The sequence below is a fragment of the Exiguobacterium sp. PFWT01 genome, assembly GCF_018255795.1.
GTDB lineage: Bacteria > Bacillota > Bacilli > Exiguobacteriales > Exiguobacteriaceae > Exiguobacterium.
Map to the genome: position 1 here is coordinate 2,060,427 of NZ_CP073755.1, position 25,318 is coordinate 2,085,744.

27 protein-coding genes are annotated in these 25,318 nt (G+C 49.5%); 15 read left to right on the forward strand and 12 right to left on the reverse strand.

Features of this window, described 5'->3' with window-relative positions:
• The first annotated feature begins 116 nt into the window (after positions 1-116).
• The 3 genes from KD909_RS10630 (at position 117) to KD909_RS10640 (ending at position 2,492) form a co-directional block, all read left to right on the forward strand.
• A complete protein-coding gene (locus KD909_RS10630; protein WP_047795699.1) occupies positions 117-1,325 on the forward strand; it encodes a dicarboxylate/amino acid:cation symporter in 1,209 nt (402 codons plus the stop codon).
• Between the two features lie 72 nt (positions 1,326-1,397).
• On the forward strand, positions 1,398-2,243 hold the full coding sequence (locus KD909_RS10635) for a GNAT family N-acetyltransferase (RefSeq protein ID WP_211781537.1): 846 nt from the start codon (positions 1,398-1,400) through the stop codon (positions 2,241-2,243).
• 42 nt (positions 2,244-2,285) lie between these two features.
• Positions 2,286-2,492 (forward strand): hypothetical protein, encoded by a 207-nt coding sequence (locus tag KD909_RS10640; protein ID WP_211781538.1) that lies wholly within the window; start codon positions 2,286-2,288, stop codon positions 2,490-2,492.
• A 31-nt stretch (positions 2,493-2,523) separates the two neighbouring features.
• Here the strand turns inward: KD909_RS10640 and KD909_RS10645 are convergent, their stop codons facing one another.
• Positions 2,524-3,819 (reverse strand): murein hydrolase activator EnvC family protein, encoded by a 1,296-nt coding sequence (locus tag KD909_RS10645; protein ID WP_211781539.1) that lies wholly within the window; start codon positions 3,817-3,819, stop codon positions 2,524-2,526.
• Positions 3,820-4,114: 295 nt separating this feature from the next.
• Positions 4,115-4,633 carry a VanZ family protein gene (locus KD909_RS10650; RefSeq protein WP_211781540.1) on the reverse strand — a complete coding sequence of 173 codons (519 nt, stop codon included), beginning with the start codon at positions 4,631-4,633 and terminating at the stop codon, positions 4,115-4,117.
• A gap of 161 nt (positions 4,634-4,794) precedes the next feature.
• Between KD909_RS10650 and KD909_RS10655 the strand changes: the two genes are divergently transcribed.
• Positions 4,795-5,268 carry a glutathione peroxidase gene (locus tag KD909_RS10655; protein WP_211781541.1) on the forward strand — a complete coding sequence of 158 codons (474 nt, stop codon included), beginning with the start codon at positions 4,795-4,797 and terminating at the stop codon, positions 5,266-5,268.
• A 33-nt stretch (positions 5,269-5,301) separates the two neighbouring features.
• Here KD909_RS10655 and KD909_RS10660 read toward each other — a convergent pair whose 3' ends face one another.
• The gene (locus tag KD909_RS10660; protein WP_211781542.1) at positions 5,302-6,216 is read right to left on the reverse strand and encodes a CAP domain-containing protein; all 915 of its coding nucleotides are present in this window, start codon (positions 6,214-6,216) and stop codon (positions 5,302-5,304) included.
• Between the two features lie 13 nt (positions 6,217-6,229).
• Positions 6,230-6,682, reverse strand: a complete 453-nt coding sequence (locus KD909_RS10665) for a MarR family winged helix-turn-helix transcriptional regulator (RefSeq protein ID WP_031421307.1) — start codon at positions 6,680-6,682, stop codon at positions 6,230-6,232.
• Positions 6,683-6,799: 117 nt separating this feature from the next.
• Between KD909_RS10665 and KD909_RS10670 the strand changes: the two genes are divergently transcribed.
• From KD909_RS10670 to KD909_RS10680, 3 genes are all read left to right on the forward strand, one after another.
• Entirely contained in the window at positions 6,800-7,213 is a 414-nt protein-coding gene (locus KD909_RS10670; protein ID WP_015881037.1) for an organic hydroperoxide resistance protein, read from the forward strand.
• Positions 7,214-7,304: 91 nt separating this feature from the next.
• Positions 7,305-8,150: a metallophosphoesterase gene (locus KD909_RS10675; protein WP_211781543.1), complete on the forward strand. Its 846-nt coding sequence runs from the start codon at positions 7,305-7,307 to the stop codon at positions 8,148-8,150.
• Between the two features lie 99 nt (positions 8,151-8,249).
• Positions 8,250-9,389 carry a zinc-dependent alcohol dehydrogenase gene (locus KD909_RS10680; protein WP_047795560.1) on the forward strand — a complete coding sequence of 380 codons (1,140 nt, stop codon included), beginning with the start codon at positions 8,250-8,252 and terminating at the stop codon, positions 9,387-9,389.
• A gap of 41 nt (positions 9,390-9,430) precedes the next feature.
• Here the strand turns inward: KD909_RS10680 and KD909_RS10685 are convergent, their stop codons facing one another.
• From KD909_RS10685 to abc-f, 3 genes are all read right to left on the reverse strand, one after another.
• Positions 9,431-10,345: a cation diffusion facilitator family transporter gene (locus KD909_RS10685; RefSeq protein WP_211781544.1), complete on the reverse strand. Its 915-nt coding sequence runs from the start codon at positions 10,343-10,345 to the stop codon at positions 9,431-9,433.
• 111 nt (positions 10,346-10,456) lie between these two features.
• Positions 10,457-11,221, reverse strand: a complete 765-nt coding sequence (locus KD909_RS10690; RefSeq protein ID WP_211781545.1) for a hypothetical protein — start codon at positions 11,219-11,221, stop codon at positions 10,457-10,459.
• 11 nt (positions 11,222-11,232) lie between these two features.
• Entirely contained in the window at positions 11,233-12,930 is a 1,698-nt protein-coding gene (gene abc-f / locus KD909_RS10695; protein WP_211781546.1) for a ribosomal protection-like ABC-F family protein, read from the reverse strand.
• Positions 12,931-13,297: 367 nt separating this feature from the next.
• On the opposite strand from abc-f, the gene KD909_RS10700 reads away from it, so the two are divergent.
• From KD909_RS10700 to KD909_RS10710, 3 genes are all read left to right on the forward strand, one after another.
• A complete protein-coding gene (locus KD909_RS10700; RefSeq protein ID WP_230872783.1) occupies positions 13,298-14,203 on the forward strand; it encodes an MBL fold metallo-hydrolase in 906 nt (301 codons plus the stop codon).
• A gap of 61 nt (positions 14,204-14,264) precedes the next feature.
• Complete coding sequence (locus KD909_RS10705) at positions 14,265-15,098, forward strand: aldo/keto reductase (protein WP_211781547.1); 834 nt, start codon at positions 14,265-14,267, stop codon at positions 15,096-15,098.
• 12 nt (positions 15,099-15,110) lie between these two features.
• Positions 15,111-15,725, forward strand: coding sequence for a PH domain-containing protein (locus tag KD909_RS10710; RefSeq protein WP_211781548.1), 615 nt, complete (start codon positions 15,111-15,113; stop codon positions 15,723-15,725).
• A 43-nt stretch (positions 15,726-15,768) separates the two neighbouring features.
• On the opposite strand, the gene KD909_RS10715 is transcribed toward KD909_RS10710, so the two are convergent.
• Entirely contained in the window at positions 15,769-16,287 is a 519-nt protein-coding gene (locus tag KD909_RS10715; protein WP_211781549.1) for a DUF1836 domain-containing protein, read from the reverse strand.
• Positions 16,288-16,414: 127 nt separating this feature from the next.
• Between KD909_RS10715 and KD909_RS10720 the strand changes: the two genes are divergently transcribed.
• From KD909_RS10720 to KD909_RS10730, 3 genes are all read left to right on the forward strand, one after another.
• Complete coding sequence (locus KD909_RS10720) at positions 16,415-17,059, forward strand: PAQR family membrane homeostasis protein TrhA (protein ID WP_211781550.1); 645 nt, start codon at positions 16,415-16,417, stop codon at positions 17,057-17,059.
• 88 nt (positions 17,060-17,147) lie between these two features.
• Positions 17,148-17,843 (forward strand): DsbA family oxidoreductase, encoded by a 696-nt coding sequence (locus tag KD909_RS10725; RefSeq protein ID WP_211781551.1) that lies wholly within the window; start codon positions 17,148-17,150, stop codon positions 17,841-17,843.
• 104 nt (positions 17,844-17,947) lie between these two features.
• Positions 17,948-19,165, forward strand: a complete 1,218-nt coding sequence (locus KD909_RS10730) for an MFS transporter (protein WP_211781552.1) — start codon at positions 17,948-17,950, stop codon at positions 19,163-19,165.
• A 24-nt stretch (positions 19,166-19,189) separates the two neighbouring features.
• Here KD909_RS10730 and KD909_RS10735 read toward each other — a convergent pair whose 3' ends face one another.
• The 4 genes from KD909_RS10735 to KD909_RS10750 form a co-directional block, all read right to left on the reverse strand.
• Complete coding sequence (locus KD909_RS10735) at positions 19,190-20,284, reverse strand: MBL fold metallo-hydrolase (protein ID WP_211781553.1); 1,095 nt, start codon at positions 20,282-20,284, stop codon at positions 19,190-19,192.
• Positions 20,285-20,480: 196 nt separating this feature from the next.
• Positions 20,481-21,044: an SCO family protein gene (locus tag KD909_RS10740; RefSeq protein ID WP_211782893.1), complete on the reverse strand. Its 564-nt coding sequence runs from the start codon at positions 21,042-21,044 to the stop codon at positions 20,481-20,483.
• 28 nt (positions 21,045-21,072) lie between these two features.
• Positions 21,073-21,486: a disulfide oxidoreductase gene (locus tag KD909_RS10745; protein ID WP_047795569.1), complete on the reverse strand. Its 414-nt coding sequence runs from the start codon at positions 21,484-21,486 to the stop codon at positions 21,073-21,075.
• A gap of 1 nt (position 21,487) precedes the next feature.
• Positions 21,488-22,144 carry a DsbA family protein gene (locus KD909_RS10750; RefSeq protein ID WP_211781554.1) on the reverse strand — a complete coding sequence of 219 codons (657 nt, stop codon included), beginning with the start codon at positions 22,142-22,144 and terminating at the stop codon, positions 21,488-21,490.
• 305 nt (positions 22,145-22,449) lie between these two features.
• Here KD909_RS10750 and tnpB point away from each other — a divergent pair, with 305 nt between their 5' ends.
• Together tnpB and KD909_RS10760 are read left to right on the forward strand one after the other, a co-directional pair.
• Complete coding sequence (gene tnpB / locus KD909_RS10755; RefSeq protein WP_211781555.1) at positions 22,450-23,538, forward strand: IS200/IS605 family element RNA-guided endonuclease TnpB; 1,089 nt, start codon at positions 22,450-22,452, stop codon at positions 23,536-23,538.
• Positions 23,539-23,686: 148 nt separating this feature from the next.
• On the forward strand, positions 23,687-25,279 hold the full coding sequence (locus KD909_RS10760) for a sensor domain-containing diguanylate cyclase (RefSeq protein ID WP_211781556.1): 1,593 nt from the start codon (positions 23,687-23,689) through the stop codon (positions 25,277-25,279).
• The last annotated feature ends 39 nt before the right edge of the window (positions 25,280-25,318 follow it).

A 25,318-nucleotide genomic window follows, 5' to 3' on the forward strand; every position in this document is an offset into this window, starting at 1 on the left:
CCCTTCTAAACAGTTGTCAAACGTCTTTCTTTAGAAAAATTGCAAGAGAAGGTGGCAACATTCCGTAAAATGTGCGAAAATATCAACTATTCAAACAAACAGAAAGGGTGATTGATTTGAAATTACGTATTGGCCTCTTAGGTCGCATCATCATCGCGATCGCTTTCGGAATTCTGCTCGGGAGCATCGTACCAGAAAGTCAGAACTGGATCGTTCGGACGTTCGTGACGTTCAACACGGTCTTCGGGCAGTTCTTAGGCTTCGCTATTCCATTGATTATTCTTGCTTTCATCATCCCGGGTATCGGGGAACTTGGAAAAGGAGCAGGAAAGCTGGTCGGACTCACAGCACTCATCGCTTACGCATCAACCATCATCGCCGGAACATTAGCATACTTTGCAACAAGCAACTTGTTCCCGCAAATTTTGACACGGTCGACGACAGGAGCCGAAAATCCAGAAGAAGCCTTGTTGAAAGGGTTCATGGAATTTGAGATTCCACCTGTATTCGGTGTCATGACCGCACTCATCTTAGCTTTTGTCATCGGAATCGGGATTGCCGCAATCGAAAGCAAACGGTCACTCGACCTTGCCATGGATTTCCGCGATATCATCGAGCTCTTAATCAGTAAAGTCATTATTCCATTACTTCCAATCCACATCGCCGGAATTTTCATGAACATGACGTACGCCGGTCAAGTCGCTGAGATCCTCTCGGTCTTCTCGCTCGTCTTCGTCACAATCATCGTCCTTCATTTGACGATGCTCATGATTCAATATTCAATCGCAGGTGGTCTCAACAAAGAGAATCCGTTCAAGTTGCTCAAGACGATGATGCCCGCTTACTTCACAGCCATCGGGACGCAATCATCGGCCGCGACGATTCCCGTCACGCTTCGCCAAGCGAAGTTGAACAACACGGACGAGGGTGTCGCGAACTTCGTCATCCCGCTCTCGGCAACAATTCACTTGTCAGGCTCGACGATTACACTTACGTCGGTCGGTGTCGCCCTCATGTACTTGAATGGCATGCCGTTATCCTACGCCATCATGCTTCCATTCATCCTCGCACTCGGGGTGACGATGATTGCAGCACCAGGTGTACCAGGCGGGGCCGTCATGGCATCGCTCGGATTGTTCGGCTCGATCCTCGGATTCGACGCGACGATGCAAAGTTTGGTCATCGCACTCTACTTGGCACAAGATAGCTTCGGGACAGCAACAAACGTCACGGGTGACGGTGCCATCGCGAAAATCATTCATTACTTCAAACACAACACAAAACTTCTCGACAACACGTCGTCGAAACAAGAAGATATCGCATAATGAACGACTCATAAACGGGCAAGCCATCAGGTTTGTCCGTTTTTGTCTACATACAATAAAGGAGAGAACCATATGGAATGGATTGAATGGAAGGACCCTAATCACTTCTCAGACCGAGTCATGAAGGCATTACTCGACGAGGAGGCAAAGAATAGCCTCATGATTGGCGTCTTGAATAACGTCAAACAAGGAATCTATGAAACGTTTCATCAGTTCACAGTCGAAGAGGACGGAGAGCTTCTCGCCATCCTCCAAGTGACACCACCGCATCCACTTCACTATATCGTCGTGAAGACGGAGCGCTCGGACCTTCTCCCGTCTTTCATCATCCCCCACCTTTTGAAAGAAGCAGTCCCCTTCTCGGAAGTCGTATCGGAACGAAAACAGGCGGAACGGTTTGCGACAGCGTGGCAAGAGATTACATCTGGGACGAGCGAGATTTTCATGTCCCAAGGTCTTTATCGCCTCGACAGCGTGGAAGACATCGATATGGCAAAAGGCCACATGCGAGAAGCGACGATGGCCGACAAGGCACAGCTCGAAGCTTGGTATAGTGCCTTCGAAGTCGAATCAGGTCTCCGATCATCTCCACCAGAGAAGGTGACGAAGGCTGTACAGACGATGCTCGACAGGGAAGAGGCTGTCTTTTGGGAAGTCGACGGACAGGTCGTCTCGTGTGCGAAACGCGCACGTCCAACTGTGAACGGAATCACTGTTTCGTTCGTCTACACATCACCTAGTGCACGAGGAAAGGGGTATGCACGAAGTCTCGTCGCAGATCTCAGCCGACAACTTCTCGAGACAAAATCATTCTGCGTCCTCTACACGGACTTGACGAACCCGACGTCGAACAAAATCTATCGGGAAGTCGGTTACCAACAAATCATGGACTCTGCCTGGGTCCGACTCGCTAGATGAAACACATCGCCTCCCCTATACTAATAGAGGAGGCGATTTTTCATGAACAGATTATTCGGTTGGTGGCTACGTATCCCGCGACAAATCCGAGTGACCGCTTTGACACTTGTCACGCTCGCGATACTCGGCTATATGGTGTTCCTCGGGGGCCGGAGCATGCTCGATAACCCAAACTTCGATACGCTATGGCTCAGCGTCATCGGTGCCGCACTCTTGACGTTCATCGTCTATCAGGCAACAAAAAAGTGATCGACGCGTTCGTCGATCACTGTCTTTGTGTTTAGAAGAATGATGCTGGGTTGACTGTATTTCCTGCACTTGATGAAGACCATGAGTACCCACCTTGGTGAATCTCGAAGTGAAGGTGTGAACCTGTCGAGTTCCCTGTGCTACCCATGCCGCCAAGATTTTGACCTTGTGATACGCGTTGACCCGCTTTTACTGATACTGAACTCATGTGTGCGTATACTGTCGTCCATACTTGTCCGTTGATTACGTGTGTGATCATAACGTGGTTTCCGTATGCGCCACCCCATCCAGCACGTGTAACCGTTCCAGTAGCTGCCGCATAAATTGGTGTACCGACTGGTGCCGCAATATCAAGACCGTTGTGGAAAGTATAGCCGTTTACGCCGCTCGCCGGTCCCCATCCTTGTGTGAGGCGACCGCTTGCCGGGCGTTGGAACATGCCACCGCTTGCTGGGACAGATGCTACCGGCGCTGTTGAAGCACTTGAACCGCTGTTCGAGCTTGAACCTTGTTGTTTTTTCGCTGCCGCAGCTGCTGCCGCTGCACGACGTGCTTCTTCTTCAGCACGACGTTGTGCTTCAATCTCTGCTTGAATCGCTTGTTCTTGAGCTTTGAGCGTATCTTCCATCTCTTGAAGGCTCATGAGTTTCGATTCGAACTTCACTTTATCCGCTTTGAGTTTCTTGATTTTCGCAGCGCGCTCTTTCATTTTTTGATCGAGCTCTTTCTGACGTTTTTCAAGCTCTTCTTTTTGCTTCACGAGTGAATCGCGTTCTGCTTTCAAATCAGCTTGCGCTTTCGCGAGTTTTTCTTTCGTTGCTTCGTATTCTTCGAAGATCTGTTGGTCGTTCTCTTGAATCGTACCAGCTGTGATCATACGTGTGATCAAATCACCGAAGTCTTTAGAACCGAAGATGAACTCAGCCCAGTTGACTGACGAGCCACCGTTCTTTTGCATCGTCGCCATACGATCTTTCATAAGATCTTCTTGTGCTTTCATTTTCGCTTCGTACTTTTTAATTTGTGCTTGAAGCTTTTTGATTTTTTCTTCAGTTGCACGAATCTCAGCTTTTTTCTGAGCGACATCGTTGATGACGTCTTGGAGTTCAGCATCTAGCTTGTTGATCTCTTGCTGCTCTTTGCTGATGGCTTGCTCACGTGATTGAATCGAAGAGTTTGCTTTCGACTGTTCACTGCTATTCTTTTGTCGTTGTTCTTGTACTTTCTTCTGCTTCTCTGTAAGTGAGGCTGCATAAGTCGGTGACGTTCCGCCGATCAAGAGTGCGCCTAGAGTGACTGTAGCTGCAAATTTCTTCAAGTTACCCAATGTGCTTCCCTCCGCTGATTCCCGTGTAGTTTTTATCTATAGTCGTGCGATTATTTTTTAATAAGATAAGTCGCGACATTTCGTTCGCTCTGTGACTCATTATAGCAATCTAAACTAAAAGTTATTTTACACTTATATTTCATTCGTATGACATTGACCTGATTTAGGTTTTATCCCTTAAAAAACGTGGGTATAGACAATATTTTATTTGGTTCGTTGTCACAAAATAGTTTTAAAAAGAAAAAAAGCACTTCAAGAAAGCGCTTTTCACATAGTGACCCATTCATTTTTTTGACTACCTTAAGGCTACATAACCGGCCCGTTTACCATTTTTCCGTTTCGAACGAAGGAATAACAACCCACCGAACAAGATGACACCTGCGGCAGCACCCGTACTATCCAAAAGGACATCTTCTAACAGCGCGGTCCGTTCAGGAGTCATACTCTGATGATACTCATCAAAGATCGCCACCGTGTTCGCAAGTGCCCAGGCGAAGAGTAAGTTCAGTCCCGCATGAAGATTCGTTCTCGAGATGGCTTTCACGAATAAGGCACCGAGAGCGAGGAACGTGACGACATGTGCCGTCTTCCGCATAAAGAACTCAATCAATCCTGCCGTCCCTAACGTATCAAGCGAGATTTCCTTTCCTGCGTAGTCGAACTGTACGTTCGCGAGCTTCGGTTCGATCCAGCTCCAGTCGAATCGCTCGAGTGGTGAAACGATGGACTGATCCGAGTAAGGGGTCGCACTTGATAAGAAGAGTCCGATTAAAATAAGCGCAATCCATATAAATTCATTTTTTAAAAGTCGCATAACACCGTTCCTTTCTACAACGTTTTTCATTATACGGATTCTTTCTGCGGAATGATGTAACAGCGACATCATGATTTCATAACAATTTGATTGCACGCAACGCGTTCAAGTTCGAGTCTGTCCCCTTCTCTTGGTATACTACAGAAAAAGGGGGAATCACCATGATTTATGATTTTGAAGCAGTAGACATGAAAGGACAATTGCAACCGTTAGCTACATATAGAGGCGACGTCTTACTTATCGTCAACACGGCGAGCAAATGTGGGTTCACGCCACAGCTCGAAGGTCTCGAGTCACTTTACAACACATATAAGGGACAGGGTCTACAGGTCTTAGGCTTCCCGTGCAACCAGTTCGGTCATCAAGACCCGGGTTCCAATGAAGAAATCCAGGAGTTCTGTCAACTGAATTATGGGGTTTCGTTCCCGATGTTCGCGAAAGTCGACGTGAACGGCAAGGATGCCCACCCACTCTTCACCTATCTCTCAAAAGAAGCACCCGGGCTTCTCGGGTCGAAGGCGATCAAATGGAACTTCACGAAGTTTTTAGTCGATCGCGACGGGAACGTCATCGAGCGCTTCTCGCCACAGACGACACCGGCTGAAATTGAGGATGCGGTGAAGAAACTCATTTAATATCGAAAAGGATGGCTCCGAAGAGTCATCCTTTTAACGTGGAGTGATGAAATTGATTGTGTAGAACGGACTGTCTTCTTCATTGTAAGCAAGCCCGACGGCAGCATGAGTGAATCGCGGCTGCATGATGTTCTCACGATGCCCTTTCGAGTTCATGAGTCCCCAATGCGCATGGAACACGCTCATCTGTCCCATCGCCAAGTTTTCGCCGGCCATCGAATATGAAAGTCCTGCTTCGTCCATTCGATCGAACGGGTCTTGTCCTTCCGGGTCCGTATGGCTGAAGAAGTCGTTCTCTGCCATGTTCTGACTGTGCGCCCGCACGACCGGATAGAGCGGTTCGTAATCAGCTAGGGCATTCAAATCAAATTTCTCCCGATCCCAATTCATGAGAATACGCATCAACTGCTCATTGGCGACCGTCCCCTCTTTCGACAAGTCACCATAGTACCCCTCACTCGCCTCTTCGACACGGCGGTCGACCGACAAGATCCCTTTCAGGATGTCATCATCATGCTGGTCAAAAAAGAAAGTGACATACTGTCCATCGATTGCGAAAACGGAAAACGATGGATCGTCCGGAATCAAGTATCGATTCAATCCTTTATTATACGAAGTCACTGCCTCGAAGCCGATGTCCTCGACTTGATCACGGGTCGTTTCATTCAGAACGAGACCACGATACGTGCTACCTGTCTCGAACTGATAGAATCCTTTTTTCGCACCGTCCTCATCAATCAGTTCAAGTCCGCGGTCACCGCCACGTTCGACCAAATACCAGTCATGCCCGGCATACTGACTTGCGAACTTTGGCGCGTCTGTCGCTCGTTCGGTCGCCACCTCAGACTCCACCTGAATGCTCGTCGGGGCAGAGACGTTCGGCATCTCATATTGCCAAGCCATATAGAGTCCAATCCCCATCAAGAGGATGATCAATTTTCGAAACATGGCTCCTCCTTCCTTACTGCTCGCGCTGACGCTCCCCGAAATCGTGTAGTCTCGTCTTGATATCGGTGAGCATCTCCATGTATGCGACATACGTCGCTTCGTCTATATTCAGCATACCACTTACTTGTAGCGGCACATCCGCCGCCTGCTCACGCAACGCGCTACCGCTCTCGGTCAAACGAACGATGATTTTTCGTTCGTCATCCGTCGCACGACTCTTTTCCACATAGCCGATTTGGATGAGCCGTTTGACGAGCGGCGACAACGTCCCAGAGTCGAGCGTCAACCGCGATCCGAGTTGCCGCAAATCGATCCCATCCTCTTCCCATAAGACAAGCATCACGAGATATTGACTATACGTCAGGTTTAGCGGTGCTAAAATTGGGCGATATAACCGGGTAAGCTCTTTTGAGGCGGTATACAATTGAAAACAGATTTGATGTTCTAACTTTAACGATTGGTCCATACGTAATCCTCCGTACTCTTCTTTAGCCAAGCATATCACTTGCGAAACTTTTTGACTGCTCTATAATTTAAATTGTGCACAACTTAATTGTTAAAAATGAAATGGAGGAATTCAATCATGAAATCACTATTCACAGCATCAGCAACAGCAATCGGTGGCCGCGAAGGTCATGTGAAATCAACAGATGGCGTCATCGACATGAACGTATCGATGCCTGGCGCGAAACACGTAGACGGTGCGACAAACCCGGAACAACTTTTCGCAGCTGGCTATGCGGCTTGCTTCGGTAGTGCCCTCAACCTCATCATCGGAAAAGAACGTGTGAAGACAGACGGTTCAAGCGTCACAGGTCACGTCACATTAAACCAAAACGATGAAGGGTTCTTCATTTCAGTCGAACTTGAAGTCGAAATCAAAGGTGTCGACCAAGCGACAGCAGAGCGCCTTGTCGAAGAAGCACACCAAGTGTGCCCTTATTCAAAAGCGACTCGCGGAAATGTCGACGTCAAATTGACAGCGAAAGCTGCATAACATTCATCCCGCTCTTTGGAGCGGGATTTTTTTGCTTAACCCTGCCTATCAGAGTAAGATAGAGACACGATTAAGGAAGGAGGGAGCACTGATGAAGAAACATAAATCGACTCTTCTTTTTGTTGCACTCGGCATTTTGTTGTTCACGGCGACGTACAATGGGTTGACCGTCCGGACGTATGACGTGACGTCCGATAAACTGTCAGCAGACGAGTCTCTCCGCATCGTGCTCCTCTCCGACTTACACAGCGCCTCATACGGTTATAAACAGTCGATTTTGATCGACCAGGTTCGTGCACAGAAACCGGATCTCATCGCTTTACCGGGCGATTTACTCGACCGGTATCGTTCATCTGAACCCGCCTTCGAACTAATCGAAGGGCTTGAAGGAATTGCGCCGATGTATTTCGTGACCGGCAACCATGAAATCGATGGATCGGATGACTATGTCCGTCACAATGTGAAAGACGTGTTTCGCTCATACGGTGTCAACGTTCTCGAAGACGAATGGGAGACGGTCACCATCAATGGAATCGACCTCGTCATCGGCGGGCTAGAAGATCCTCTTCGTGGGTTCAGAGAAAATATTTATACGGATTGGGATGCGGAGTCGACTGCGGCGATGCAGGACATCGCCCCCGATGAGACGTTCAAGGTACTTCTTTCGCACCGTGCCGAACAAGTCGATACGTATGCTAAACTTCCATTCGACCTCGTCTTGTCCGGACATGCTCATGGCGGGCAAGTGAGAATCCCTTATTTGATGAACGGATTATTCGCACCTGACCAAGGATTCTTTCCTGAATACGCAGGCGGACTCTATGAGCATGAGACGTTCACCCATGTGATTGGACGGGGATTCAATTACAGCTTCAACATTCCACGTATTTACAATCCACCAGAAATTGTCGTGATCGATGTGAATGGTCAAAGATAGTCATCATCGAATTCCAATATTTAGTTCACCTTTTTTAAAAGAAGGGTATACAAGCTATGTTGCCATTTACTTGTCTTTAAAAAAGGAGGAAAGAATTATATGCGCGCAGTAACTTATCAAGGAACTAAGAAGATTGAAGTAAAGGACGTTAGAGATCCCGAAATCGAAAATCGGGAAGAAATCATTGTAAAAATTACATCGACAGCTATTTGTGGATCAGATCTTCATATCTATCAAGGGAATATGCCTACTCGCCCTGGTTTTATTATTGGACATGAGCCTATGGGAATTGTTGAAGAGACTGGACCTGATGTAACTAAAGTGAAAAAGGGTGATCGGGTCGTCCTTCCATTCAATGTATCATGTGGTCACTGCTTTTATTGTGAAAATGAGATGGAGAGTCAGTGCGATAACTCTAACCACGCCCCTCACACTGATGCTGGTGGTTTATTTGGATATACTGAACAGTTTGGAAATCATCCCGGTGGTCAAGCAGAGTTTCTAAAGGTTCCATACGGTAATTTCATGCCGCTTGTCATCCCCGAATCATGTGAGCTTGAAGATGAGGCACTTCTCTTTTTATCTGATGTTATTCCAACAGCATGGTGGAGTTTAGATAATGCTGGCATGAAAGCTGGAGATACGGTAGTGGTTCTCGGATCAGGTCCTGTGGGGTTAATGACTCAAAAATTAGCTTGGGTACGTGGGGCTAAACGGGTTATTGCTGTAGATCCCGAACTCTATCGACTAAATCGGGCAAAACTATCAAATAAAGTAGAAACAATTCTTTTAAAAGATCCAACTGAGACAGGAAAATATATCTATGAGATTACTAATGGCGGGGCAGATGTTGTTATCGACTGTGTGGGTATTGATGGAAAAAAATCTTCAATTGAAAAGATAGAACAAAAACTTATGATCCAAGGCGGTACACTAAGCGCAATCAAAGTAGCAAAAGAAGCGGTTCGTAAATTTGGGGTCGTTCAACTTACCGGGGTATACCCAATGAATTACAATCAGTTTCCGATGGGAGATTTTTTCACCCGAAATGTTACTTTGAAAACAGGACAAGCACCTGTTATTCATTACATGCCTGAGTTATTTCAAATGATCATAGATCAAAAATTTGACCCTACTGACATTATCACGCATCGTTTATCTCTTGAACATGCTGCTGATGCCTATCACTTATTCAATGAGCATTTAGATGACTGCGTAAAAGTAGTATTGAAGCCTTAGTAAAAGGGAGTTCAGTCCAAACTGAACTCCCTTACTTTTCACTACCAGATGATTCGTTCTTCACAACATTGTCGTTCCCGTTCAATCTGGACCGTCGAACGTTCGAACGTCCCGTATTTCCGGATTCGTTCCGTCACTTGTCTCAAGACGTCTTGATCATCTGTCTCTTCTCCAATCAACACGTGACAAGTAGCCGCATGTTCGCTCGACGAGATGGACCAGACATGCAAGTCGTGAACTTCCTTCACCCCTTCAACCTTCGAAATCTCTTCTTGCATCGCCCGGACGTCAATCTGTTCCGGCGACCCTTCCATCAAGATATGAATCGCGTCACGCGTCACACGAAAACCACTGATTAAAATCAAAATCGCAACAAAGGCGCTCGCGACCGGGTCCGCCCACGTCCATCCGAACAACATGATGAGGATTGCTGCCGTGATGGCTCCGACCGAGCCGAGCAAATCTCCGAATACGTGCAACAACGCACTTTTCACGTTCAAATTATCTTTCTCCCCGCGCATTAAAATCCAGGCGGCAAGGATGTTGACGAGCAGCCCGATGATGGCGACGACAAGCATCCCACCACTTAGAATTTCTGGTGGCGCGCTGATTCGTTGGTATGCCTCGACAAGAATATAGACCGAGATGACGAGTAGTGTCAGCCCGTTAATGAATGCCGCTAAAATCTCGAAACGTCGATACCCGAACGTCCGGTTCGGTGTCGCCGCTTTCGCCCCAAATCGGACAGCGAGGAAACTGAGTCCTAACGCAGCCGCATCTCCTAGCATATGACCCGCATCCGATAATAGCGCCAAACTGTTCGTCCATAGTCCGCCGATCACTTCGACGACCATGAATGCCGCAATCAAGAGAAAGGCGAGTAAGAGCGCCCGCTGATTCGTCGAATGATGGTGATGGTGATGGTGATGGTGGTCGTGATCATGATGATGTCCCATAACTGACTCCTCCTTCTACTGTTTATCTTATTCCATTTTAACCAAACATTCAAACATTCATTTGAATGAAAAACAATAAAAAAACGGGAGAATGAACTCTCCCGCTTTGTCTCATTTTTGCTCCAGACGGACACGCATGACGCCGCTATAAGGGAACAGTTTCAATTGGACCGTCTCACCCTCGAACCAAATTCCGGTCGCTTGTTCGCGAGTCGGTTGTACGTCTGGTGTCGCGATGGTTTGCTTGTCCCAATCCACGGCCCGTACTTTTTGGTCCCGGACCATGAGGAAGAATCCATCATAGAAATGATACTCGTTCACTTGGTCACGTTGAACGGCAGAAGGACTGCCAAGCTCCGCACGGACGGTTTCGAGATCTTTCCCAATCCAGTCGAGGACGGACTCCGAAGCGTTCGGGACGACTTGTTGCCAAGCGGCAATCACCTCGTCATCCGATAAAGCTGTCGCCTCTGTTGTCACACTCTCTTCCGTTACCCAGCCCGTCAATCGCTCGTTCAACTGCACTTTCACAAATCCACTTACCGTCTCCAACCGTTCAAATCGATCACCCAAGTCGGCTTCATAAACGACCGTGACCCGGTCATCCGCGTATACTTTCGTATACGGTTGCCCGATATAAATCTTATCTGCTGATTCCGTCTCAGCATCAGCATCAGCCGGTTGTTCCGACTCGGAGTCAACCATTTCCGTGGCAATCTCATCAGATTCCGGTAAAGCCGAGTCCTGTTTCTTGTCAATCAGTGCCGCAAACGCGATGATCCCGACCAAGGCGAGCACTAGTGCCAATGTCGTCGTGATACGGAACACGCGTTTACGCTTCCGCGTCGTCGCACGCGACAATCTTCCTCCATTCATGTTCTTCACTCCTACTCGATTCGATTCATTTCACTCGTTTCGTCAAATGGTAGGAGGTTTCCTGCTTCATCAAAAAATTTCAATTCATCTTTTGTCAATTCGTCCATCGTTCGGACCATTTGTTCGACATCGACCGGCTTACCGGTATCATCGTTCTCACGTATGACAATGTGCTCCCCTAATTCAATCGTGCGCGAAGTCAAACGATGAAAGTAGCGGTCGTGGGAAATCAGCAATAATCCACCCGGATAGACGGATAAGGCCGCCTCGATTTGTTCACGCGTCGCCACATCCAAATAGTTCGTCGGTTCATCTAATGCCAACAGATGGGCATCCGAAAAATACAAGATGAGAAAGGCAATTCGACACTTTTCTCCCATGCTCGCCTCGCTAATCGGTCGGTGCACTTCATCTCGCCGGAACAAGAAGTGGGCGAGCAACGTCCGCGCCTCCGTCTCTCCGATCTCACTATTGGCGAGTAAAGCCTCAAGTAACGTCCCGGTCTCCGGAAGACGCTCGAGCGTTTGTGAAAAATATCCGATCTTCAGACGAGGATGTCGCTTGATCACGCCCGAATGCGGCGCTCGTTCACCGATCAGCACGTTTAATAACGTCGTCTTTCCGCTTCCGTTCGGTCCGGTAATCGAGATCCGCTCTCCTTTATTCATCGAGAAGGAAAACGGTTCATAGAACGGCTTGTCGTATCCAAACGTCACATCCGCACATGTCAGCCACGTCTTCGCTTCGAGCTCATCCGCTGTAAAACGAACGGAGATGGATTTCTCCTCTTTTGGTTTTTGTGGACGATTGTCTTCGAGCTGCCTTAATTTCTGTTCTCTTGCCTTCATTTTGACGGCGAGATTGGCCGCCCCTTTTTGCGCTCCCGGACTGCGGACACTCGCTGTCGCTTTCGCCTTCAAATGCCACCCTTTGTATTGGGCAATCATCTCGAGCAGTTCTGCCTTTCGGTTCTCGTATCGAGCATGGGCTCGCTCATCACGCACGCGTTCTTCTTCTTTTTGATGCTTATACGCCGTATAGTTTCCCTGATATCGTGTGACCCGGCCATCTGACAGTTCAAGAATGGTCGTTGCGACATCATCCATCAGTTGACGGTCGTGTGAGATGATGAGCACCGTCCCCTTGAACTGGTTCAGCCACTTCGTGAGCCAGTCGATTGACTCGAGATCGAGATGGTTCGTCGGTTCGTCGAGCAGGACGAGGTCCACCCGCTTCATCGTCAGTGTTGAGAGCTGAGCTCGCGTCTTCTCGCCTCCACTTAGCTCGTTAATGTTTCGGAAGAGGTGCTCTTCCAGCCCAAGTCGAGTCAATGCTCTTATCGCCTCTTGTTCCAAGTTGTACACATCGAGTGCGAGCGCCCGTTCATAGGAGCGCATGACACGCATCTCGTCTCCAGAAGAAACATCTTCATAGAGCGCATATCGTTCAGGATCACTGCGTATCGTCCACTCAAGTACGGTCATGTCTGTCGATTCAATCGTCTGCCGGACGAGCCCGACCTCGCCTTGACGTTCAATCTTCCCGGCTTGCGGGGTCAACTCCCCTGTCACGAGTCGGAAGAGCGTCGTCTTCCCGCTCCCGTTCAGTCCGAATAATACGGCACGCTCTCCAGCCGCGACCTCGAATGAGACCGCGTCAAATAATGGTTTCCGGTCATAGTCAAACCGGACTTGTTTTACTGCTAACATCTGTTTCACCTCGCTTATGAATCCGATACGCGATGAAACAAAAAACACCATCCGCTTCAAAGCGGTGGTGTGAAGGAATCCGTTCAAAGAGGAAAACGAGCGCTTCCCGTATTTGAAAAAATGGACACACTTCACCCGTGACTGTTCAAGCGAACAGTGATGATTCGTCTCATCGTTGGAGTGAACGTGTATTTTTCATGGCACGGTATACCTCTCTTTCCTAAGTTACTGCCACCTTATCAAATTGAAAGCGGATTCGCAAGAGTGTACCCCACAATCTCCCATTTTTTCTACTCCTTTAGGCGGATGCGGTGCACCTGTCCTCGCGATATGATGACAGTATATTCGAACAGTGAGGTGATGCATGATGCGTCGACGCATCCTCGTTCCGAGTGCCGTCTTGGCGAGCGTCGGAACGTTTCTCTATACACGATTCAAACGGCGGCTCCCCCGTCCGCGTTTTAAATGGCCGGAACGTCCAGAACTGACAACCATTGATGAGACGCATGTGCAGGCGACGTGGATCGGGCATTCGACGGTCCTCATTCATTGGTATGGGCTCAAGATTTTAACAGACCCCGTCTTCTCAAAACGAATCGGTGTCCATCTCGGACCGCTGACAGTCGGCATGAAACGTCACACCGCTCCGGCCCTCTCCATTGAGGAAGTCGGCCCGGTCGATGTCATCCTACTCAGCCATGCCCATATGGACCACTTTGACCATAAAAGTTTGAAGCGACTCATCACTCGCGAGACGATTGTCGTCTCTGCTCCTGGGACGAGCCGCCTGTTGCGCCGATACCCGAGTCTGCAGACGCTCGAACTGCATCCACATGACAAAGTGACACTTGCGAACGGGCTCGATGTCCGCGCCATTCCCGTCAAGCATTGGGGCAACCGTTTCCCGTGGGACAAACATATGGGGTACAACGGATACCTGCTCAAATACAAAGGGATTCGTATGCTCTTCGCAGGAGACACGGCCTATACCGACTCCTTCAAAGGACTCGCCGACCGTGAACCGATCGACCTCGCCTTCTTCCCCATCGGTGCCTATCAACCGGACTCTTTCCAGGAAGCGCACTGCACTCCGGAACAGGCTTGGATGATGTACAAAGAGAGTGGAGCGAAGCGTTTCTTCCCGATGCATTGGGACACGTTCGTTCTTTCTTATGAGCCTGTCGAGGAACCGTATCACCGTCTCGTCGCGGCCGCAAAACTCGACCGTGACCAAATTGTGATCAAGGCGCACGGGGAAAGCATCCGTCTGTAGTTTTTACTTTCCCTTCATCCAAAATTTCGGTAACGTTATAGATGAGAGGGAGGGATTTTTTATGGAATGGACGACGTTGAATAATGACGTCAAGATGCCGATGCTCGGGCTCGGTGTCTATAAGGTCGAAGATGGCGCGGTGACGGTCGATACGGTCAAAGCTGCGCTCGATGCAGACTATCGATTGATCGATACGGCTGCGATTTATCAAAATGAAGAGAGTGTCGGACAAGCGCTTCGTGAAGCAGGTATCCCACGAGAGGACGTCTTTGTGACGACAAAGCTTTGGAACGAGTTCCACGGATTTGATGAGGCGCTCCAAGCGTTCCAGGATAGTCTTGACCGGCTCGGTCTCGAGTATGTCGACTTGTTCCTCATCCACTGGCCGATGCCCCGTTTCGGTAAATTCGTCGAAACGTACAAAGCACTCGAACAGTTGTATGAAGAAGGACGCGTCCGAGCAATCGGCGTCTCGAACTTTGAGATCGAGCATTTGGAACAAATCATTCAATCTTGCTCAATCGTCCCGGCCGTGAACCAGGTCGAGATCCATCCATATTTGTCTCAGAAAGAACTGATTGCATTCTGCAAACGATATGACATCCAGATTCAAGCGTGGAGTCCACTCATGAAAGGACGCGAAGCGCTCGAAGATGAGACGATTGTCAAGATTGCGAACGTTCACGGAAAGTCGCCGGCCCAAGTCATCTTGCGCTGGCACTTACAGAACGGCGTCGCCGTCATCCCAAAATCCGTCACACCGAGTCGAATCAAAGAAAATATACAGGTATTCGACTTCACATTGACGAAAGAAGAGATGGCGGCCATCGATGCGCTCAATCGTGACGAGCGGACCGGGTCCGACCCGAAAGAGATGCATAAAATCCATTACTGAGGAGTGAATGACATGTTCAAAAAACTGGCTTCTGATTTGACTGGCTTCAGCGACATCGGTGAGGTGATCGACCCGTCCGATTTCGATAAGGCGGACTCGGATGATTACGTCCTCCATGAGGATAACGAAAAGATCTACTTCTTGATCAAATCAAAATCGGATGAATACTGCTTTACAAACTTAGGCATGATTCACCTTGATGGAACGAGTGCGATGAGTTCGAAACGAGTTCTGTATCGTTACCCTTACGCACACTATCCGATTAAGCACGTCATGTTCGAGACGGCCGGCACCGTCGACCTCGATGTCGAAGTCAAATTCACAATCGGCGACAAGCCATACTCGATCGATATCAACAAGAAGCAAATCGAGCACGTGAAAGATTTGTACAAGGCACTCCTTGCGATTGAAGAGATTCAGCGGGAAGGCCGTCGCATGATGGAGTATGCGAACACATCATTGACTCACTCCGTCTCTATCTTGAGCGGACTCCGTGAAGGTGACATGAACGTGCCGAACACGTTCAAGGAATTGAACGAGCAATCGTTCGATTGGCTACAACGTCACTATTATGAATGGAACCGTAAAGACTTCGGTACGGTTTACGAGAAATATATCAACAATTAAAAAACAACTCCTCCGCAGACGATTTGTCTGCGGAGGAGTTGTTTTAGTTCTCATCGATCAATTGTTCGGCCAACCGCTGATACAAGTGGCTCATATGAACGGCAGATGCGATGGCGAGCGTTCGCTTGACACCGCTCTCTTTTTCGAGCGATGTACTTAATAGCTTGTCCGCCTGTGCTTCGAACGCTTCTAGATTCTTCACTTTCTGAGCCTGATAGGCCTCGTAGAAGTCTTCAAGTGAGAACGTCTCATCCGACTCGTTCAACGGACGGAGCGTCTCCTTAATATCACTGATCGACAAGAGACCTTTCATCTCATAAATCAAACTGAGTAACATCAGATGTTCATTTGTATACTTTTTATTTTTGACTGGATGAAACAACTTGCCCTTGGCATAGTTGTTGATCATCGTCTTCGTCAAAATGGTCTCATCCTCGTTTCGCTTCATCTTCCCATAATGCTGCTCGAACAGCTGGATGACCTGATCCATGTATAAATCGATGGTCGGTAGCACGTCCCGCGGGAGTGTGCCTTCTGTTTCGGTAATGTCCTTCGCTTTCATCTACCTCACCTCACTTCCTAAGTATAAAGAAAACTTCCATTTGTCGAAAGGTACACCTTGCTGTTTGTTCCTCTTCAGTATATCATGTAGTTATCGATACTACATGATGTGATAAGGAGTGTTTTACATGCATTCGATTTTCCGTGAACCCATCAACGCACTGACCCATCTTGCCGGTGCAGTCCTGGCTTTCATCGCCCTCATCGCGATGGTCGTTAAAGCCTCGTTACTCGGCTCGCCACTTGCGATTATGGCCGCGATTCTATTCGGGATCAGCCTCGTCTTTCTTTACTTATCGTCAGGTCTTTACCATAGCATCATCGCCTCGCCGAACGTCATCGCTTTCTTCCGGAGAATCGATCATGCGATGATTTACGCATTGATTGCGGGTACATACGCACCGCTCACGTTACTCGCGCTCGAAGGACCGACGCGGTGGGTCCTCTTCGGTACCGTACACGCACTCGCCTTGTTCGGCATTATCTTCAAACTCGTCTGGTTCCATGCCCCGCGTTTCTTGTCGACCGCGCTCTATATCGGCATGGGCTGGCTGTCCGTCTTCTTTATCGGACCGCTCCATGAAGTGATTGGCAACGCCGGCATCTTCTGGCTCGTCCTCGGGGGCGTCATGTATACGATTGGTGGACTCATTTACGGGTTCAAGCCAAAATTCGTCAACTGGCGCGGATGGGGCTTCCATGAGGTGTTCCATCTGTTCATCTTATTCGGAAGCTTCGCCCACTTCGTCTGTGTGTTCTGGTACGTCTTTTAAGTCCTCCTCGTGGAGGGCTTTTTTTCATGAGCCGTTTCCTGTACTTTGAATTCAAGATTTCTTACACTAAGGACAGGAGGGATTCATCATGAAAATTGAAGTATGGTCAGATTATGTCTGCCCGTTTTGTTATATCGGTAAGCGTCGTCTAGAAGAGGCGCTCGAACAGTTCCCACAGGCAGACCAAGTGGAAGTCGAATTCAAGAGTTTCGAACTCGACCCGAACGCCCCGACGAATGATTCACGTACCATCTATGAGGCACTCGCAACGAAATATCGGATGCCGATCGAACAGGCAAAAGGAACGACAGCACAAGTCGCTGCACAGGCCCGTGAAGTCGGACTCGATTACGATTTTGAGAACATGGTCGTGACGGGTACGCTCGACTCGCATCGTTTGACACATTACGCAAAAACGGTCGGGAAAGAAAAAGAATTGTCGGAAGCATTGCTTCAGGCGTACTTCGTCGACGCGAAACACATCGGGAATCACGATGTGCTGCTTGAAATCGCGACAAGCGTCGGACTCGATCGTGACGCGGTGCGTGACGTCTTGACGACTGACGTGTATACGGAAGACGTCCGTGCCGAAGAGAAGCGCGCAAGCGACCTCGGCATCACGGGTGTCCCGTTCTTCGTATTCGACAACAAATATGGGGTATCTGGTGCTCAGCCGACGGAAGCGTTCACGCAAGTGCTCGAAAAAGTCTGGTCTGAGAACAATCCGACGATCCAAGTCCTTTCGAACGGTGCGACGTGCACCGACGACAACTGTGATATTTGATTTTTGATTGATGAAGAAGCCGACGTTCGGCTTCTTTTTTGTGGTATTCTTCACCCTACTACTTGATAATAGTGATTAGCATATAAGAATCGAGGACTACATCTATGTGGAAAAATCGGAACGTCTGGATTATCTTGACGGGCGAATTCGTCGCCGGTCTTGGTCTATGGCTCGGCATCATCGGGAACTTGGAATTTATGCAGGACCGCGTCCCCTCTGACTTTGTGAAGGCGGTCATTCTCGCCATCGGCTTACTTGCCGGGGTCGCAATCGGTCCGCTCGCGGGTCGCATGACCGACCAAGGTTCTAAGAAAAACATCATGCTCATCTCGAGCATCGTCCGGGCGCTCAGCGTACTCTTCATGTTCGTCGCCATCGAGACGAATTCGGTCGTGTGGATGGTCGTCTTTTTAATCATCTTACAAGGGTCGGCCGCTTTTTATTTCCCTGCCTTGCAGGCAGCGATTCCGCTCATTGTGAAAGAACGGGAGCTCCTCGCCTTGAATGGCGTCCATATGAACGTTTCGACGTTGTCGCGTGTCATCGGGACGGCGATTGCCGGTGTCCTTTTGACATTGATCTCGCTCCGTAACGTCTACGCGCTCTCGCTCGTCGCCTATCTGTTGCTAGCGGTCGCGACACTCTTCTTGAAACTCGATGAATCGAAGACACCGTCGGCGAAAAAGGTCGATGCGAAAGCGTCGAGTGGTTTCAAAGACGTCTTCCCGATCATCAAATCGATCCCAGTCATCTTCATGACGCTCGTCATGACGCTCATCCCACTCCTCTTCATCGGAGGGTTCAACTTGCTCGTCATCAACATCAGTGAGCTGCAAGATTCGACGGCGATTAAAGGATGGATTTATACGGCAGAAGGACTCGCCTTCATGACAGGTGCCTTCATGATCAAACGCATCGGCGAAAAATTCTCGGCGTTCTCAATCTTATTCTCGTTCTCGTTTTTAATCGGTGTCGCCCAACTGATGCTCTATTTTGCGGATATCCCGTTCATGTCCATCGCTGCGTTCGTTCTCTTCGGCTTCTCGGTCGGATGTTTCTTCCCGACGGCGGTCACGATTTTCCAGACACGGATGCCAAAAGAATATCATGGTCGTTTCTTCTCGTTCCGAAACATGCTCGACCGGATTATCTTCCAAGTCGTCCTTCTCGTGACAGGATTCTTCCTCGACTTGATTGGACTTCAGCTCATGGTCGTCTTGTTCGGAATCAGTTCGATTACGATGACAGCCGCGTTCCTCGTCTATACGCGTAAACACAAACTGCATATCGAAGAAGATGCTACAGAGAAGATGTCTTCCTAACAAAAAAACAAGCGGTGACCGAGGTCATCGCTTGTTTGCGTCTTCGAGCTCTCGCCACCACGTCGTCGTATCATTCCGACCGTCGAGCGTGATCCGCTCTCCAATCTTCGGAGTGAGGACGACTTCTTTCGGTAAGAGAGACGACATCTGTTCCGCTGGGTCGAACCAATCGTGGAACGACAGCGTGAACGCCCCCCAATGGATCGGCATCATTTGGTCGGCCCGTAAATCGTGAAACGCTTGCGCGGTCTCTTCCGGTTGCATATGGACGTCTGGCCAGCGCACGTCATATTGTCCGCATTCAAGTGCGGCGAAATCAAACGGTCCGTACTGTTCGCCAATCATCTTGAAATGCGGAGCGTAGCCACTATCTCCACTGAAGAAGAGTCGGTCCGTCTCACCGAGGACGACCCATGATGCCCAGAGTGTGCTGTTGCGGTCCGTCAACGAGCGACCGGAGAAGTGACGCGCCGGCGTACAGACGAATGTCCACGACCCGAACGCATACGACTCGCCCCAATCCCGTTCTACGATTCGTTCTGCCCCGACACCCCATCGTTTCAAATGACTCCCTACCCCGAGCGGTACGATGAACATGGCGACCTTGTCTTTGATGGCAAGAATCGTTCCATAATCGAGATGATCGTAATGGTCATGCGTCAATAAGACGACATCGATTTCGGGCAAGTCCTCGAGTTCGAACGGCAAGTCTTCACTGAAGCGTTCGTTTTTAGCGAACGGGAGTGGGGATGGGCTACGTCCAAACATCGGATCGACGAGCATCGTCTTCCCGTCCATTTGTACCATGAGCGCCGAATGACCGAGCCAATAGATTCTTGTGAAGCTCGAGCCCGTCTTCTCCTCAAAATCGATTGGCACGATCGGAAGACGTTCGGTAGGCTTACGAAGTGAGGTCACATCACGATAGTCGCGCGCCATCGACACCATGTCTTGCGCAGAGAAGTTCATCGGTGTCTCATATTGATTACGGAACTTTCCATTGATCCGGTTCGGAGATTGAAGCGTTTTCGGCTTTCGTCCGAGTGGTTTGTACTGTGTCAGAATCGTTCCGGTGACAGCCGCCATTCCGACCAATGAGAGCAACATCGTCTTTTTCATGTAGATCCTCTTTTCTAATAGTTCGTTGAATTGATTATAGCGCGCCTTCTCCGTTTCTATACGAGAAAGTATGTCGATTCGCCTATCTGTCAAAAAATGGCGTGGTCTTAGTTGAGGTATTCTAGTCTCTCCATTATAGCAGGTCTCTTAAACCAAAAAGACCTGCCCACCCGTGTTTGGTGGAGCAGGTCTTCGGTTAAGATTTTTGCAAGATTTTAATGTCGTTGATGATGTCTTCGGTCGGAACGTTTTGGAAACCTGGATACGCCTTGATGATTTTTCCTTCCTGGTCGACCAAATAGAAATACGTGCCGTGGTCGACTTGTGTGCCTTCGTCAGGCTTCCGGACGAGCGCCTTGAAGTTCTGTTGGGCAAACGTTTCAATCTCGTCTTGCGAGTAGCCTGAGAGGAACTGCCAATCTGCTTTCGCAAGGTCATAGCCACTCATAAACTCCTTCATTTTCTCCGGAGTGTCCACCGTCGGGTCGACGCTGAAGGAAACGAATTGCACGTCTTCGACGCCTTCTTTTTCAAGCGCTTCATTCAGCTTTGTCATATTGTATGTCATCGGTGGACAGACTGTCTCACAGCTAGTGAAAACGAAATCCGCCATCCACACTTTCCCTTTTAGATCGTCAAGACTGACCATTTCTTCATCTTGATTCATATATTCGAACGACTCGACTTCCCAGTTGAGCGGGTCCTCAATCTCTTGACCGCATCCTGCTAGGACGATGAGCATCGTCGTCAAACCAATCATCCACCATTTCTTCACACATGCCAACTCCTTATCGCTTTTTGACGTTCCACATGAGGATCGTGATGAGCGTGAAAGCCGTCAATGCGAGGAACGGGATTGTGATGAACCCGAGCCAGTTAATGTATTGACCGCTACACGGAACTCCTTGTGCACAAGGTTGAATTTCTGCAAAACCTGGGACTTTCTGTACCAAGTAATGGTAAAGTGATACGAAACCGCCTATGATAGTAAGCGGTAACACATATTTCCGAACCGCCCGATCGTCCGTGAAGACGGCAATCCCCAAGAGGATGGTCAGCGGATACATAAAGATACGTTGAATCCAACATAGCTCACATGGCACGAACTCCCGGATCTCACTGAAGTAGAGACTGCCGAGCGTCGCCGTCAACGAGACGAGCCAAGCGAGGTATAACCCATACTTTTCGAGAAATGATTTCATCTTACAAATCCTGCTCGATCAGCTCTTGGATTTTTTCGTAATCGAACGGGTCTTCGAGCATCACACCGTTGATCATGATAGACGGCGTGAATTGAACACCGTTCTCTTTTACAAGACCATCGTCCGTACTGACTTTTTCAAGCACGGTCGATTCTTCCCCAAGGTCTTGCTCAAACTTCGCCAAGTCGACCGATGTCGTTTCGCCTGCGATTTCTTTCAGCTTCTCGACCGTCACCCATGCATTGTCGTGTTGTTGTGATTCCGGTTGCGCATCGTAGAGCGCCTTATGGAACTTCCAGAACGACTCAGGGTCTTGCTCGTATACCGACTCGGAAGCGAGGGATGCCAAGATTGATTCTTGTCCGTGGAACAAAACGTTAATATAGCTGAAGCTGACGTCTTCCTTGTCGAGATAATCCGCTTTCAGTTGCGGGTAAATCGTTTCACCCCACTGTTTACACGAAGGACACTTGTAATCTCCGAACTCGACGACCGATACTTTTGCGTCCGAGTTTCCGAGTGTCGGTTGTCCTTCAATCGAGACGTGATCGCCACGCTCAGCTGTCGTCGACTCATCTTGGTTGAGTAAGACGAACACCAATGCGATTAATGCGACCGCGACGATGGTCAAGATGACCAACAATTGATTCTTTTTCATTCTCTTCACCTCTATCTATTTTCGACTCGTCTTTCATTATAGCGGAAGCTCTTCTTCCTATCATGATATCGACTCGTTTTTCATAATTCTCTTTAACAAAAGTAGGCGAGAATTCTCCCTCCTCTAAGCGTCTCGGGGCGAAGCCCGGCGTAGGTGGGAGATGAATCGTCCGGTCCAAACATCTTTTCCCCTTGTGACAGATAGGACGAACAAAAGTTCGTGATTCTGTCAGATTTTCCATCCCACTTCGCGGGTATCGGATGAGGAAGACACATCACGATCTGCTAGAGGGAGGAGGGACGGACATGCTGAAAGGCTACAAATACAGGCTCCACCCGACGCCTGTACAGGCCGAGTTCCTGGTTCGGACGATCGGCTGCGCCCGGTTCATCTACAACAAGCTGCTCGAGGACCGCATCGCCATCCGCGAGGAGGCGAAAGTGGGGATCGTGACGAGACGGAAACCGGCGACACCCGCATCCTACAAGCCCCTGTTCCCCTTCCTCGCCGAGGCGGACAGCCTCGCGCTCGCGAACGCGAAGCTGAACCTCGACACCGCGTTCGCGAAGTTCTTCGCCGGGACGGGCGGCTTCCCGGTGTTCAAATCGAGACGGCGGTCGCGCGCCTCCTACACGACGAACAACCAGCATGGCACGATCCGCATCGAGGCGGGCAAGGTCCGACTGCCGAAGGTCGGGTTCGTGCGGTTCACCCAACATCGTCCGTTCGAGGGCGTCATCCGGTCGGCGACGGTCTCGATGACGAGGACGGGCAAGTTCTTTGTCTCCCTCCTCGTCGAACAGGACGATGCACCATGGATTCCAGCCGAGAACAAGGTCGGGATCGATCTCGGCCTAAAACATTTCGCCGTCATGACGAACGACGCGATGGTCTCGGAGAAGATCGACAACCCTCGCTTTCTCCGACAATCCGAAGCGAAGGTCAAGAAGGCGCAGCGCGCTTTGTCACGCAAGAAGATCGGGAGCAAGAATCGTGAAAAAGCAAAATTACTTCTGGCAAAGAAACACGAAAAGATCGCCAACCAACGCCAGGACTTCCTTCACAAACTGTCGAGACGGATCGTTGACGAGAACCAAGTCATCGTCGTGGAGACATTGAAGTCGAAGGATATGATCCAAAACCATAAGCTCGCCAAGTCCATCGGGGACGTCAGTTGGTACGAGTTCGTCCGTCAACTCGAGTATAAATCAAACTTCTACGGACGGACACTCATCAAGGCAGACCCTTGGTTCGCATCGACCCAGATCTGTTCCACTTGCGGAGTAAAAGGCGAGAAGAAGACGGTGGATGTCCGTGAATGGACGTGTGCCTGTGGCGCGCATCATGACCGTGACATCAATGCGAGCATCAACCTATTGATGTTAGCCGACTGACAACCATTCAGGGCAGGGACTGCCCGACGAGCTTGGTCCATAACCGTGGTTGGTAAGAGCACGGTCTTCCCAAGAAGCTCCCACTTCAATTTGTGAAGCAAATAAGTGGCGAGTAGTTCACTTCAAGCTTTAGGAGGTTTATTTACGCATGATCAAGTCTTTTACGATGCGCCTCGGACTCATTTTGGCGCTCAGCATTGCCACGCTCGTCTTTTTACTGACAATCGCACTCACTTCCCTCATCAGTCACCGGGCATCTGACGCGCTCGAGAAAGAAATCGGGGAACGCCTGTCGACGACATCGCATCAGTTGGCGGACAAGCTCGATTTTTATATGTGGTCTCGCTATCAAGAAGTCCAACTCTTACAGGGTCTCGATTTAGAGGACCAAGATGAAACACGTCGACTCCTCAATCAAGTCCAGACGAACATCCCCGCCTTCTCCTGGATGGGCGTCACGGATGCGGCCGGTACCGTCGTCGCTTCGACGAACGGGATTCTCGAGGGAGCCTCGATTGCCGAACGACCGGTTTATCTCGAAGCACAAGACGCCCCCTTCATCGGAGATGTCCACGAGGCGGTCCTCTTAGCTGAATTATTGCCGAATCCGACGGGGGAACCCCTTCAATTCGTCGATATCAGTGTCCCGCTATTTCAGGGCGGCTCGTTTCAAGGGGTGCTGGCCACTCATTTAAGCTGGACCTGGGGGAAAGAAGTGCTCGAACATTTCAATCGAACGCTCCATGAACAAGTCGATGACACGGATTTATTCGTCGTCAGTGGACGAGACAGTATTGTGCTCCTCGGTCCAGACGACATGGTCGGAAAACCACTCCCTGTATCTTTTACAGAAGGAGCCTCCGTGAAAGAATGGGAAGAAGGTCAAGACTATCTGACGGGTATGTCGATTGGAGAAGGGTATGATGAATATCCTGGACTCGGTTGGCGGGTCGTCGTCCGTCAGCCGACGGCAGTCGCGTTTGCGCCGGTCGAGACGCTTGAAACAAGAATTCTATGGATCGGTTTATTGGCCTCACTTGTGACGGCTGTGCTCGGTTGGCTACTCGCTTCGATCGTGACGAGACCGTTGAAGCGAATCACCGAAACGGCTTCGCTCATGGAACAAGGGAAAGCGAACACGTTCCCCCATCAATCAGGAATCGAAGAGATTGAATCGCTCGCGTTCGCGCTCGAATCGCTCGTCACCTCCCTTACGGAGTCCGAGTCGGAACGGGTACACTTTGAAAAACTAGCAAACCGTGACGCACTGACCGGTCTTTCAAATCGGGTCGCCCTACGTGAACAGCTGAATCAACTAAACACCTCGAAAGAACCGTACGTCTTCTTTTATCTCGACCTCGATGGCTTCAAGGCGGTGAATGATACATATGGTCATGGGGTCGGGGACGAGGTATTGGTCGAGGTCGCACAACGGTTACGGACTCTGCCCATCGAGGAGGCCTATCCCGTCCGATTGAGCGGAGACGAGTTCTTCCTCATGTTCCCAAGGACTGAGCGTTCGACCCAACAAATTCGGGAGGTTGGAAACACACTCATCGACACAATTTCTAAACCGATTACGCTAGACATCGCATCGGTGAAAGTCGGGGCTAGTATCGGGGCGTCCATTTGGAGTCCACCGGAACCACCACACATTGCCATCGAACAAGCGGACGACGCGTTATATCGGTCAAAAGCGAAAGGGAAACATCAACTTTCTTTCCATGAGTCGCTTTCGTGACGTCGTTTCTACATACAAAAAGGAGTTCGTGATGAACTC